The organism is Ureibacillus endophyticus (genome assembly GCF_003628435.1).
Taxonomy (GTDB): Bacteria; Bacillota; Bacilli; order Bacillales_A; family Planococcaceae; genus Ureibacillus; species Ureibacillus endophyticus.
This window is the reverse complement of sequence record NZ_RBZN01000029.1, coordinates 1-12698: the sequence shown is the minus strand read 5'-3', so window position 1 is coordinate 12698 and position 12698 is coordinate 1. Positions and strand designations below refer to the sequence as shown.

The 12698-nt window shown below is 35.5% G+C and carries 12 protein-coding genes; 10 read left to right on the top strand and 2 right to left on the bottom strand.

Annotation, left to right across the window (positions count from 1 at the left end):
• Positions 1-123: 123 nt before the first annotated feature.
• On the bottom strand, positions 124-501 hold the full coding sequence (locus D8M03_RS11695; RefSeq protein WP_121214966.1) for a CotD family spore coat protein: 378 nt from the start codon (positions 499-501) through the stop codon (positions 124-126).
• A gap of 339 nt (positions 502-840) precedes the next feature.
• Here D8M03_RS11695 and D8M03_RS11690 point away from each other — a divergent pair, with 339 nt between their 5' ends.
• The 7 genes from D8M03_RS11690 (at position 841) to D8M03_RS11660 (ending at position 5604) form a co-directional block, all read left to right on the top strand.
• Complete coding sequence (locus D8M03_RS11690) at positions 841-1794, top strand: alpha/beta hydrolase (protein WP_121214965.1); 954 nt, start codon at positions 841-843, stop codon at positions 1792-1794.
• A gap of 31 nt (positions 1795-1825) precedes the next feature.
• Complete coding sequence (locus tag D8M03_RS11685; protein WP_121214964.1) at positions 1826-2239, top strand: PaaI family thioesterase; 414 nt, start codon at positions 1826-1828, stop codon at positions 2237-2239.
• Positions 2240-2270: 31 nt separating this feature from the next.
• The gene (locus tag D8M03_RS11680) at positions 2271-2456 is read left to right on the top strand and encodes a DUF6954 family protein (protein WP_121214963.1); all 186 of its coding nucleotides are present in this window, start codon (positions 2271-2273) and stop codon (positions 2454-2456) included.
• 155 nt (positions 2457-2611) lie between these two features.
• On the top strand, positions 2612-2929 hold the full coding sequence (locus D8M03_RS11675) for a PadR family transcriptional regulator (RefSeq protein ID WP_121214962.1): 318 nt from the start codon (positions 2612-2614) through the stop codon (positions 2927-2929).
• Positions 2926-3459: a DUF2812 domain-containing protein gene (locus D8M03_RS11670; protein WP_121214961.1), complete on the top strand. Its 534-nt coding sequence runs from the start codon at positions 2926-2928 to the stop codon at positions 3457-3459. The genes D8M03_RS11675 and D8M03_RS11670 overlap by 4 nt, the downstream gene beginning before the upstream one ends.
• Positions 3460-3473: 14 nt before the next feature.
• Positions 3474-4373: an ABC transporter ATP-binding protein gene (locus D8M03_RS11665; protein ID WP_121214960.1), complete on the top strand. Its 900-nt coding sequence runs from the start codon at positions 3474-3476 to the stop codon at positions 4371-4373.
• Positions 4366-5604, top strand: a complete 1239-nt coding sequence (locus D8M03_RS11660; protein ID WP_121214959.1) for an ABC transporter permease — start codon at positions 4366-4368, stop codon at positions 5602-5604. The genes D8M03_RS11665 and D8M03_RS11660 overlap by 8 nt, the downstream gene beginning before the upstream one ends.
• 150 nt (positions 5605-5754) lie before the next feature.
• Here the strand turns inward: D8M03_RS11660 and D8M03_RS11655 are convergent, their stop codons facing one another.
• A complete protein-coding gene (locus D8M03_RS11655; RefSeq protein WP_121214958.1) occupies positions 5755-7473 on the bottom strand; it encodes an S-layer homology domain-containing protein in 1719 nt (572 codons plus the stop codon).
• 191 nt (positions 7474-7664) lie between these two features.
• Between D8M03_RS11655 and D8M03_RS11650 the strand changes: the two genes are divergently transcribed.
• The 3 genes from D8M03_RS11650 to rarD all read left to right on the top strand — a co-directional run bounded on the left by D8M03_RS11650 (position 7665) and on the right by rarD (position 12366).
• Complete coding sequence (locus tag D8M03_RS11650) at positions 7665-9425, top strand: ABC transporter ATP-binding protein (protein ID WP_121214957.1); 1761 nt, start codon at positions 7665-7667, stop codon at positions 9423-9425.
• Positions 9418-11187, top strand: coding sequence for an ABC transporter ATP-binding protein (locus tag D8M03_RS11645; RefSeq protein ID WP_121214956.1), 1770 nt, complete (start codon positions 9418-9420; stop codon positions 11185-11187). Before D8M03_RS11650 ends, D8M03_RS11645 begins: the two co-directional genes overlap by 8 nt.
• Positions 11188-11439: 252 nt before the next feature.
• The gene (gene rarD / locus D8M03_RS11640; protein ID WP_121214955.1) at positions 11440-12366 is read left to right on the top strand and encodes an EamA family transporter RarD; all 927 of its coding nucleotides are present in this window, start codon (positions 11440-11442) and stop codon (positions 12364-12366) included.
• Positions 12367-12698 lie beyond the last annotated feature (332 nt).

Sequence of the window (12698 nt, the reverse complement as noted above, 5' to 3'; positions counted from 1 at the left end):
GGAATAATCGGCAAAAGGGCGCTTTTTGTCCTTGAAGACTATTCTGAAGTTGTCGAGGAGCTAACCCGATCCTTATATAACAAAAAAACTACCTACCGTCAAAAACGGTAGGTAATTTTTTTATTACCACCCTCTTCTTCTACGACAAGGGCGGCAACCGCAACCATGCCCATGACCCATAGGACCTTGACTCATAGGGCTAACTTGGCTCATAGGACCTTGACCCATTGGGGATACATTGCCTCGATTGTTGCTTTGAGTTTGAATATATTCATTCTCAACAGATTGTGTTTGTGGGAAGTAGTGTTGGTTATGAATATAATGACGATTAACTGTACGAGTATGAGTAGGATGAACGTGAGGCACCACTGTATGGAATACGTTTGTTTTAACTACTTCTTGAGTAGGTGATACACGTGCTGGTGCAACTTGTGTTGGATGTACGTTTGGTGGACAGTAGATAGGCTTTCTGCTACCGCAACCGCAATTTTTTCTGCGCATAATTTCTCCTCCTTAGTTAATATTTGTTGCATTAATAAAATATGAAATAAATAATAGTAGAGTTAGTTGGTTTACCTATTATTAGAAAGATTGTGAGGAAAATCGGTCTAATTACTAAATAAAAGGTAGATGCCTATTGAGTAATTCATAATTTTTTATTTTCTAGCAATAATCACAAGTAGAATGAATTACCCAAAAATCGCCAAAAAAGTAGATAATATTCTGGATTTCATGATTTTTTACTAAATCTTTTTTTCTCCCTTGCTAATTCCGAGTGAATCAGTTAGTATTAAAACATACTAAATCTATAAGAATTCAAAACATTGGGAAGTGATTGGTTTGCCAAATTTATTGTTAAAAACAAGTCAATATTTAGAAACTGTTAATAAACAACCATCAATCCATACTATGACACCAGAAGAAGTACGTGATTTACGAGCATCAAGTTTAGTAAAAGATGATCAAAATACAGTTGAACTTGCGAATATAAAAGATGAATACATTGAAGTACGTGATGGAAGCAAAATAAAAATACGAATTTATACACCAGTTGGAGAAGGACCTTTTCCTGTCATCATTTATTATCACGGTGGAGGATGGGTAATCAATAGCATTGAAACAAGTGATCGCTCTTGCAAACAATTAGCAGCTATTACGAAATCCGTTGTTGTATCTGTTGATTATCGACTTGCTCCTGAATTTAAATATCCAACTCCAGTTCATGATGCCTATGATGCATTTTTATGGACTGTTGAAAATGCAAAATTAATTAATGGAATAAAACATCAAATTTCCGTGATGGGAGATAGCGCCGGTGCGAATCTTGCTACTGTTGTAACACTCGTGGCGAAAGATTTACAAGGTCCAGCGATTGCTTCACAAATTTTACTATATCCTGTGACGGATTTAGGCTATGATACGGCTTCATACCAAGAATTTGCAGAAGGATTTGGACTTGAACGAAAAGATATGCAATGGTTTGGGAAATATTATTTAAATAACGAAGAAGAAAAAGAACATCCTTATGTAGCACCATTAAAAGCAAATAATGTGTCAGGTCTTCCTTCAGCAATGATTATTGTGGCTGAAAATGATGTGTTACGTGATGAAGGGATTGCATATGGGGAAAAATTAAAAAATGCCAATGTACCAGTCAATCAATTAGTTGCGAAGGGTCTTGTTCATAGTTTCTTTACGAAAAATGAAGTTTTCTCGGAAGAAATTGAGAAAACAATTGTAGCAGTCAATTCATTTTTAAAGGAAACGTTGCAGCCAACTAAAATTGCAGGTTAAAGTTTTTTATGATAATTTTTGAGGTGACATCATGGGAACAACAATACTAGACATTCAAAAAAGCTTTGAGGAAATGCCGTTTTTCAAATATATCGGCTTTGATATCATCGCATTTGAAGAAGATCGAGTTATTTTAAAGCTTGATATACGTGAAGACTTTCTAAACAGCAATGATACTTTACATGGTGGAATTTATGCTTCCATGATTGACCAAGTACTTGCAATGTTTATTCGGGCAAAAACGCAGGCTAGCTGTGCAACGATTAACTTAAATATTAACTATTTAGCTCCAATTTCTGCTGGGACAGTTTACGCAACAGGGCGAATTGTCCAACTTGGCTACCGCATTACACAAGCAGAAGGAGAAATTTATACTGGTGATGGCAAGGTCCTTGCAAAAGGTATCGGCAGTTTTAAAATCATTCGAGACAAAACGAGCATGTAATATAGAAAGCCTAACCTTAGGAGGATAGTGCATGAAGTGGATCATCTCCATCCTTTTTCTTGTTCTGTATGCAGCGGTGACATTTTTTGGTTTAGGTCCGGTGTTATTTGCTGATGGGTCGGATGCAGAACGAATGATAACATTGGTATTTGTCATTATTATTTACATCGTTTTAACTCTGCTCCTTATTTGGATACGAAAAAAATATAGAACATAAAAAATCGGTAATCACCATATGATTACCGGTTTTTTCATTTTTTTACAACTTACATCTTGCTATTTATATCGGACGCTGATATATTAAATGTATCAACAGACGATATATCGTTAGTCATTATATTATACGTCGATATAAAAATGGGGTGAATTTTCATGAAACAAGAGCTTGCACCGTTAACAGAAGGCGTTTATTATATTTTGCTTTCTTTATATGAACCACGACACGGTTACGGCATGATTCAATTTACGGAAGAAATGACGAATGGTCGCGTGAAATTAGGAGCGGGGACCATTTATGGGGCAATTAAAACCTTGCTCGATCGTGGATGGATTAAAGCCTTTGAAGAAGATGGGCGGAAAAAGGAATATATCATTACAGAACAAGGCAAAGAAGTAATTGAATACGAAATTTTAAGATTAAGGGAACTTTTTGACAATGGTATCCGTATAACAGGGGGTAGTGAAAAATGAATGAAAAGTGTTCAAGATTTCGTTTCTTTTTAGATTATGAAAAAGAGGAAAAATGGGTAAATGAAATGGCAAAAGAAGGATGGCACTTAACGGATTTTAATATTGGCTATTATAAATTTGAAAAAGGTGCACCAGGGCAATACATTTACCGTAATGAGATGGTAAGTAGTTTAGGAGCAAAAGGGCAAGTTAAAGATTACCTCGAATTTTTGCAACAATCAGGTGTGGAACTTGTGAAAACTCGTGGAATGTGGGCGTATTTCAGAAAAGCAACTGAAGATGGTCCATTTGAGCTTTATAGTGATACATCATCAAAATTAGCGTATATGAAACGCATCTTTTTATGGTTCTTCTTTTTCTTCCTATTAAATTTCTATTTTACCATTTCAAATATTGGAGAAGAATCTGTTTTCCAAGTGATTCTTGGCAGTTTAAACCTCTTAGCAGCCATTTTACTTTTCATTCCATTAGTAAAAGTAGGAAAGAAAATAGGTCAATTGAAAAAGAATTTAGATCTATTTAATGATTAGAAGGGAGAAGGGCTATGACATTATCATTGCAACATGTGGTGAAGAAATATAAAGATTTTACAGCCGTAAATGATTTGAATTTCACCATTGGCAAAGGGGAAATATTTGGATTGATTGGTCAAAATGGTGCGGGAAAAACGACCACTTTCCGAATGATTTTAGATTTACAAGACCAAACTTCAGGAACAATTACGTGGGATGGAGTTCCGATTAAAAAGGTGAACCGTGATTGGCTTGGCTATTTACCAGAAGAGCGCGGAATATTTCCACAAATGAAAGTAGAAGAACAACTATTTTTCTTTGGTCAGCTTCGCGGCATGAATCGTACTGAATTGAAAAAGGAAATTGATTTCTGGATTCAACGTTTTGACTTAGAGGAAAAACGAAATGCAAAGGCTGAAACGTTATCAAAAGGGAATCAGCAAAAGGTTCAATTAATTGCAAGTTTTATCCACAAACCAAAGTTTTTAATTTTAGACGAACCATTTAGTGGGCTTGACCCAGTGAATCGTGATTTATTAAAAAATGCGATTTTGTTGCTAAAAGAAAAGGGTATGACAATTCTATTTTCCAGTCACCAAATGGATAATGTAGAAGAATTATGTGACCATCTATGTTTATTAAAGCGCGGGGTATCGTTATTTTCCGGAAGTTTGCTAGATTTGAAAAAACAATATGGGAAGACGAAATTGACGATTCGTACGGAGCTACCTGTTGAAGAATTTTCTAGATTGTCAGGGATAAAAGAGATTAAAAGAGAACGAGATGAAGTGGTTATTACATTGATCGATGAATCCTATGCAAAACCAATATTCGACTTTGTTTCAAATGGGAATTATATTGAGAAATTTAGTTTAGATTATTTATCCCTCGATGAAATCTTTAAAGATAAGGTAGGTGGGGATCATGCGTAAATTTTCGATACTATTAAAACAACTCTATTTCCAAAAAATACGTTCCAAAACATTTATTTTGATGACCTTATTGTACATAGGGATAATTACGGTGGTAATGTTTTGGTCTGACATTAAAGCAATTTTTGTGGATGAGGAAGCAATTGAAGTAGCAATCGTCAATGAAACAGCCGTTGATTTGGAACCGATTTTTGCATCCAGTGAAGATGTAAATTATTCGTTCCCAAATAGCGAAATGGAAGCATTGTATGAACAGCTGAAAGAAGAAAAACTAGATGCTGTTATCCATGTAACTGAAGAAAATAACAATTTGAACGCAGATATTGCAACGTATACGCCATTAAAATTAAATGATCAATCAGCTATTTCATCTCTTCTTCAATATGCTGGGAAAATTTACGGCATTGGTCAACTGAATTTAACGGCGCAAGAAGCAGACCAAATTTTAAATTCTGAACCAATTATTACGATGACGAATTTAAATGAAGAGGTAGCTGATGGAAAAAGTGAAGATCAAAAAGAAGCGGGCATGTTTGCTTCTTATGTAGCGGGGATTGTAATTTATTTCTTCATCATGGCCTTTTTATCTATGATTACAACGGATGTAGCAAACGAAAAAGGCTCTCGTGCATTAGAGATGTTACTGGTAAGTGTGAAACCAAGTAACCATTTACAATCGAAAATCTTTGGCGTGTTCTTAGTAGCACTAACTCAAATAGGTATTATAATCGCAGTATTATTTGCTTACCTTGGATTTACGGATAGCGGGGAAAAGCTTGAGTTTGTTCAATCAACCATTAATGAACTTTCTTTTGGGTTTGTATTATATATTTTAGGGTTCTTATTCCTAACAATTTTCTTATATCTCATTATTGGGGCATTGTTCGGTTCCCTTGTTTCCAAACCGGAAGAAGCTTCTCAAGTAATGACACCAGCTATCATGATTCCGTTAATCGGCTTTTATGTAATGCTTTCAGGAATGGGCAACCCAGACACATTATTAATTAAAGTGTTCTCTTACATTCCGTTAACATCAGGAATGGTCATGCCGATGCGTATTGGAGCTACCGACATTTCACCAATCGAGCCGATCCTATCAATTGTCGTACTGATTACTACGGTTGTAGTTGTGTACATGTTAAGTTTATCATTCTACAAACGAAGCGTATTAACGTATAGTAGTGGTGGCATCATCCAAAAAATTAAAACGGTATTAAAAGTAACAACGTAAAACAATTAGATTGTAGACAAATTCTAGAAGATAGAGTTTGTTTGCAATCTTTTTCATTCAAAGGGAAGTAGGCTGGGATAAAAGAAAATAGTAAAAAAACGAGAATGTATATTCTACAATCTCGTTTTTTTCATATTTTTATTTCGAAACTTATTTATAGAATAGCTCCACATTATAAGGCATCAATTCAAATCCATTAGTTGTTTTTGCAATTTCAAAGTAATGTTCATTTCCAGCTCCATCAATAATTAATACGATAGTGCCTTCTACTTCTTCACCAGTAGCAGTGGCTAAGATGGTGCCGTTCGGTTGTTGTTTTAATATCACATTACCGAACGCATACATTTCTTTAATCGTTATGTTTGCTGGTGATTGTAATTCAAAAGTATATTTTTCAAAGAAACCGTTTTCCTTTGAAAGATCTAACACACCGTAGACATTTTTGTTCCCATCTATCACAAGGGCATATTCACTTTGATCAAAATCGAAATGAGCTTTCGTTCCGTCTGTTATAAAGAATGCTAAAATCTCTTCAATTGTTGTGGCGTCTTGAAAAGCCGTATAAGTCCAATTTTCATTCGATGAAACTGGAATATAGTAGAATGTTTGTTCTTCTACTGGGTGACCATCAAAAACAACATCTCCACTATTTGCTATGTAATAATTATAATTTAAGGAATGGTTATTCGCCTTTTGATTGAATACGATATTTCCAGCAAAGTCAACATAATACTGTACTGTTTCCGTAACACTTTCGTTATTTCGCAAGCCTGTAAACGTCAATTCTATAATTTCATTTTCAGTATCTTTTTTAATGGCATAAACGTTACTGTTTTCATTCGTTGAAAGTGGTTCACGATTGGCTGATGTCACCATTACATTAATAAATGAATCCATCAAGAATGCTTGGGCTAGGATATTTTCTGTTAAACTGTTTTTCTCGTTGAATAGCTCCAATTGAGTTTCTTCGTTTAAAACAAAATCAAAACTTACAAATCGTTCGTTTCCGAATAAATCTGTTCCTTTGATATCTATCCAATCAATAAATGTGTTCACTTCATTTTGTGTAAATTCACCAGAAATCGTAATTTGAGAAGGGGAGAAGTCAACATCTAATGAAGTATCGTCTATGTTTGTTATTTCAGAAAAGCTTAAGAAACCATAATCTTGTGCATTTAGTGTAAGCGTTGATTCAATTGTTTTCTCTGTCATAAAAGGAATTGCTCTCGTTAAGAAGGAAGCAAAATGAACACGTAACACATTGCCTTTTGGGTTGAAGTTTGACACGTTGGAAATGCCTAATACATTTAGAGCATTTACTGCGTCGCGTGTTTCCGTTCTTGCACGTGATATGTCTTCTATATTTCCTTCTTCATAGTTGGCAAGCTCAACTAATGATTTTCCACGCATGGCTTCAGTTGCGCGGTCGAGTACAAGGGCCATATTTTCCCGTGTAATTTTTTCGGAACTTGCTAAAGAGCCATCTGGTTTTCCGATAAATACGCCTGAAGATTTTACAACGGCAGCGTATTGTAATAATTCTCGGTCTTTACTGTTTACAGAAAGGTCGGTGAAATATTGTTTTCTTTCCCAATCAGTAGGAATGCTTGATATGCCACTATTGACTAAAAAACGTCCAAGCATTTTGACCACTTGTCCACGGGTAATGGATTCTTTTGGTGAGAAGGTTGTTGGTGAAGTTCCTTTAATGATTCCTAACTCTACTAAATTTAAAATCTCTTGTTGTGTTTCTTCGGGGTAGTTCGTGATGTCATTAAAATTCGTTGTCGCTGCATCTGCAGATTGGACTGAAATTGGCGCTACAATGGCAGCAATGGCGCATGTTGTATAAAAAAGTCTACGTTGCATTGAGTTCCCCTCGCATTTGTTATTCTAAAGTAAGATTACCACGTAAATTAATAGAATCATATGAATCAAAAAATGGTAAATTTATTTCGAGATTTGAAATGTATTGCTTGGCTGTTCCATTCAATATTTGCTAAAATAGGTTGGCTATACTGAATTTTCCAAATTCACTGAAAGCCGAAGAAGGTGATTACATGAAAGTTTTTTTGCGGTTAAATTGGTTCTTTAAAGAGAGGAAAAAAGAATATATCATTGGGATTCTTATGTTAACAATTGTCGGAATATTGATATTGATTCCACCAAAAATTATTGGATACGTCATAGATGAGATTGGCTCACAAACGTTAACGGTACAATCGTTACTGAAATGGATAGCCATCATCATCGCAGTCGCCCTAGCGATGTATGTGATGCGATATTATTGGCGAATGATGATTTTTGGATCTTCCAATTATTTAGCAAAGATCTTGAGGGAAAAATTATTCCGTCACTTTACGAAGATGAGTTCATCCTTTTATCAAGAACGTCGAATTGGAGATTTAATGGCCCACGCAACAAATGATGTGTCAGCTGTCCAACAAACAGCAGGTGGCGGAGTATTAATGCTATTTGACTCCATTGTAACGGGGGGATTTGTGATCCTTGCCATGGCTATTACGATTGATTGGCGTTTAACACTCATTGCACTTATTCCAATGCCCTTTATGGCGTTATCTACAAGTTACTACGGAAAACTATTGCACGAACGGTTTGGCGTTGCGCAAGCTGCCTTTTCCGATTTAAATGATAAAACGCAAGAAAGTATAACGGGGATTAAAGTTATTAAAACCTTTGGACAGCATGAAGAAGACATTGACGATTTTACAAGATTATCTGAAAACGTCGTGTCAAAAAATATGAAAGTTGCCCGAATTGATTCTTTATTTGACCCCACCATCAGTTTAATAGTAGGTATTAGTTTTTTGCTTAGTTTAGGGTTTGGGGCGAAATTTATTGTAGATGGCCAAATGACAATTGGTGATTTAGTAGCTTTTAATACGTATTTAGGTTTACTCGTGTGGCCAATGCTTGCTTTTGGACTATTGTTTAATATTTTAGAGCGCGGACTTGCTTCTTACGATCGCATTCAACAGCTATTATCGACTCCAGTAGAAATAGACGACAAAGAAGGTGCCCTTGATATTCGTCCAGCAGGGGATATTGTGTTTAATGTGGATGAGTTTAAGTTTCCTGGCGAACAAAAATCATCTTTGAAAAATGTTCATTTTACATTAAAGCAAGGTCAAACCCTTGGAATTGTCGGAAAAACGGGAGCAGGGAAGACCGCTATTTTAAAACTATTACTTCGAGAATTTGAAGGCTATAAAGGGGAAATTTATTTCGGTCAACATAAAATTGATGACTATAAAATGAACCGCTTAAAAGAGGCAATTGGCTATGTGCCTCAGGAGCATTTTTTATTTTCAACCACGATTTATAACAATATTGCCTTTTCAAATATCGATGCTAGTAAAGAAAGAGTGGAGCATGTTGCAAAGCTAGCAAACATTCATCAAGATATTTTAGCCTTTTCTGATGGTTATCAAACGATTGTCGGGGAGAGGGGCGTATCACTATCAGGGGGGCAAAAACAACGGATTTCCATTGCACGTGCATTGTTAACGAATCCAGAATTACTCATTTTAGATGATTCTCTCTCTGCAGTTGATGCGAAAACGGAAGAAGCAATCCTTCAAGCATTGAAGGAAGAGAGACAAGAGGCAACAACGATTATTACCTCCCATCGATTAAGTGCGATTGAACATGCACATCTCATCCTTGTGTTGGAAGAAGGGACAATTGTTGAGCAAGGCACCCATGAACAATTGATGGCGTTAAAAGGCAAATATTATGAAATGTACCAACTACAACAGTTAGAACGTTTAGTAGAAAAGGGGGGAGCGGCTGATGAATAATCAACCAACCTTCTCAAATAAAGAACAAAGAAGGATACTTTTCCGATTATTATCCTATTTAAGACCCCATAAAAAATCAGCCTTTTTAGCCTTATTTTTACTTGTCTTAACGGTCACTGGGGATGTGCTAGGTCCTTATATCATAAAAGTATTTTTAGATAATCATGTAGCGGTATTAAACTTTGAAACGAAACCGATTGTGTTTCTAGCGGTATCATATTTCACCATCCAAGTTGTGAATGTGTTTATTTCTTATTTTCAATTAGTGAAATTCCAAGAAATCGCCCTCAAAATTATCGGGCAACTTCGAATCGATGTGTTCTCGAAAATTCATCGCTTAGGTATGCGTTACTTCGATAATACGCCAGCAGGATCCATCGTTTCTAGAGCCACGAACGATACAGAGGCAATCAAAGATTTATTTGTTTCTGTTTTAAGTGCCTTTGTGCAAGCGGCCTTTTTAATTATAGGCATGTATGTTGCGATGTTTTTATTAAATCCATTGTTAGCAAGTTTCGCATTACTAATTTTGCCACTCATTATCCTAGTAATTTATATTTATCGAAAATATAGTTCGGTCGTCTATATGACCATGCGTGAAAAGTTAAGTCAACTAAACGCAAAATTATCGGAAAGTTTATCGGGGATGGGGATTATTCAAGCCTTTCGTCAAGAAGGGCGTTTCAACGATGAATTCGACCAAATTAATGAGGACCATTATGTGGCGGCAATGAACAATACAAAATTAAATAGTCTTTTGTTAAGGCCAGTTATTGATTTAATTTATTTTGTTGCCGTGGTGTTATTGTTAACGTATTTTGGAATATCATCCTTTGATACGGCGATTGAAGTTGGGGTTATTTTTGCCTTTGTGTCCTACATTAATCGTTTTTTTGAACCAATTAATCAAATGATGGAACAATTAGCGATGTTTCAACAAGCAATTGTGGCTGCGTCAAGGGTATTTGCACTAATTGATGAAGAGGAAATCGAACCAGCACAACAACAAACAACTTACGAAATACAAGATGGCTATATTGAATTTAAAAATGTGACCTTTAGTTACGATGGGAAGACTCCTGTATTAAAAAATATTAGTTTTACAGTGAATCCAGGGGAAACGGTAGCCCTAGTTGGTTCAACAGGTAGTGGGAAAAGTTCAATTATCAATCTGTTAATGCGATTTTACGAATTTGAGCAGGGGGATATTTTAATTGATGGACATTCTATTAAGTCCTATAGTAAACGTGAACTGAGGAAAAAACTTGGGCTAGTTTTGCAAGATCCGTTTTTCTTTTATGGAACGATTGAAAGCAATATCCGTTTGTACGATCAACAGTTAACAGATCGTGATGTGGTATCTGCTGCTCAATTTGTGCAAGCAGATCAATTTATTGAGCAACTACCAGATAAGTATAAACAGAAAGTTACGGAAAGAGGGTCTACGTTATCCAGTGGGCAAAGACAGTTGATCGCCTTTGCACGAACTATTGCAACGAATCCCAAAGTGCTTGTGTTAGATGAAGCAACAGCTTCTATTGATACCGAAACAGAAGTTGCCATTCAAAGTTCCTTGGAAAAAATGAGAAAGGGCAGAACAACAATCGCCATCGCTCACCGCTTATCAACGATCCAAGATGCAGAGCAAATTTTAGTGATGCATAAAGGTGAAATCGTAGAAAGAGGCAATCACCAAGAACTGCTTGCACAAAAGGGTTTATATCATAAAATGTATCTATTGCAGAATGGTATTGTGGAATAATATATGTGCAGGAGAGAAATAAAACTGAGTTTTTGAAAAGATTGAGTAATGATAGTATTGGAAATCAACTTCTTATATCAAAAAATCAACTTTTTCACTTAGGGAGGTTGATTTTTTGTTTTTTTCTCAGTCTCGTATTCTTTTCAAATGGTTTATTATTTTACTACTAACTTATTATCGAAGAAAAATACATTTACTTCTAATTTTTAGAATACTATAATGTGTTTTAACTTAAATAAAGAAGGTGTCTTAATGAAGAATGAACAAAAGGGCATTCTCTATGCATTTGGAGCATATGGAATATGGGGATTGTTCCCGCTCTATTGGAGACTATTAGACCAAGTAGATAGCATGGAGATTTTATTAAGTAGGGTTATTTGGTCATTCGTCTTTACAACGGTATTTATTTTAATACTCAAACATAAGAATTTATTAATAGAAGATTTGAAAACGATATGGAAGAACAAAAAGGTCTTTTTGGCCCTTTTAGCTGCATCCTTTGCGATTTCATGTAATTGGTTTATTTATATTTTCGCTGTCAATAATGGTCATGTGATTGAGACGAGCCTAGGCTATTATATCAATCCGCTAATTACCGTGTTGTTCGGGATGCTCTTCTTTAAAGAGCGTTTATCGAAAATGCAACTTGTCGCAGTTATTGTTGCGTTTATTGGAGTCATTGTGTTAACGGTGAGTTATGGGAACATTCCATGGGTTGCAATGCTACTTGCTTTTAGTTTTGCAACATATGGTGCATTGAAAAAGAAAATTACCTTGGATGCTACTAGAGGTTTAGCCATTGAAACATTATTTATTTTACCCTTTGCGTTAATTTACTATATTTATATTATGTCAACTAATCAAATGTCCTTCCTCCATGTATCCTGGCAAACGGATATTTTATTAATACTAGCTGGGGTAGTGACGGCAATTCCTCTTGTTCTTTTTTCGAAGGGGGCCAAGTTACTGCCACAATATTTAATCGGGTTTATTCAGTATATTACACCAACAACTCTATTAATCTTTGGCATAGTTTTATATCATGAAACCTTTTCTACGATAGAATTCATTTCTTTTAGTTTCATTTGGTTAGCGATTCTTATTTTTACCGTTTCAACCATAGTCGAATCGAGGAAACGACATAACATTGAACATAAAGTAGCAAATGTTGAAATTTAATAGAAAATTCTATCGTTTTCCAAGAGGGTTCTGATTGTTTTTGTAGAATATAAATATGTTATGTAACATTAATATATTTTTATAGTAGGGTAGTGTCAAAACTTCTATGAAAAATTGAAAAGCACAAGGTATTGGGCGATAAGTACTCTCCGAACGAGGGGACAATCGCTCTTGACAAACATTCCGAAAAGGTTGCGCCCATATTTTTGAAGGCGAAGGGGAAAAAGTAGGCACACCAAATAACCCTCGCCAAATACCAATTTTAACCTTTTCTCCATTCGGTTTGTCAAGAGTTCGCTACGCCGATTGTCATTCGTATGTAGTTATTTGAG

Excerpts from the sequence above, each read along its gene's own strand:
- D8M03_RS11670 (WP_121214961.1), top strand. The coding sequence starts at position 2,926 with ATGAATGAAAAGTGTTCAAGATTTCGTTTCTTTTTAGATTATGAAAAA.
- D8M03_RS11655 (WP_121214958.1), bottom strand. The coding sequence starts at position 7,473 with ATGCAACGTAGACTTTTTTATACAACATGCGCCATTGCTGCCATTGTA.
- D8M03_RS11680 (WP_121214963.1), top strand. The coding sequence starts at position 2,271 with ATGAAGTGGATCATCTCCATCCTTTTTCTTGTTCTGTATGCAGCGGTG.
- D8M03_RS11695 (WP_121214966.1), bottom strand. The coding sequence starts at position 501 with ATGCGCAGAAAAAATTGCGGTTGCGGTAGCAGAAAGCCTATCTACTGT.
- rarD (WP_121214955.1), top strand. The coding sequence starts at position 11,440 with ATGAAGAATGAACAAAAGGGCATTCTCTATGCATTTGGAGCATATGGA.
- D8M03_RS11645 (WP_121214956.1), top strand. The coding sequence starts at position 9,418 with ATGAATAATCAACCAACCTTCTCAAATAAAGAACAAAGAAGGATACTT.
- D8M03_RS11685 (WP_121214964.1), top strand. The coding sequence starts at position 1,826 with ATGGGAACAACAATACTAGACATTCAAAAAAGCTTTGAGGAAATGCCG.
- D8M03_RS11660 (WP_121214959.1), top strand. The coding sequence starts at position 4,366 with ATGCGTAAATTTTCGATACTATTAAAACAACTCTATTTCCAAAAAATA.
- D8M03_RS11650 (WP_121214957.1), top strand. The coding sequence starts at position 7,665 with ATGAAAGTTTTTTTGCGGTTAAATTGGTTCTTTAAAGAGAGGAAAAAA.
- D8M03_RS11675 (WP_121214962.1), top strand. The coding sequence starts at position 2,612 with ATGAAACAAGAGCTTGCACCGTTAACAGAAGGCGTTTATTATATTTTG.
- D8M03_RS11665 (WP_121214960.1), top strand. The coding sequence starts at position 3,474 with ATGACATTATCATTGCAACATGTGGTGAAGAAATATAAAGATTTTACA.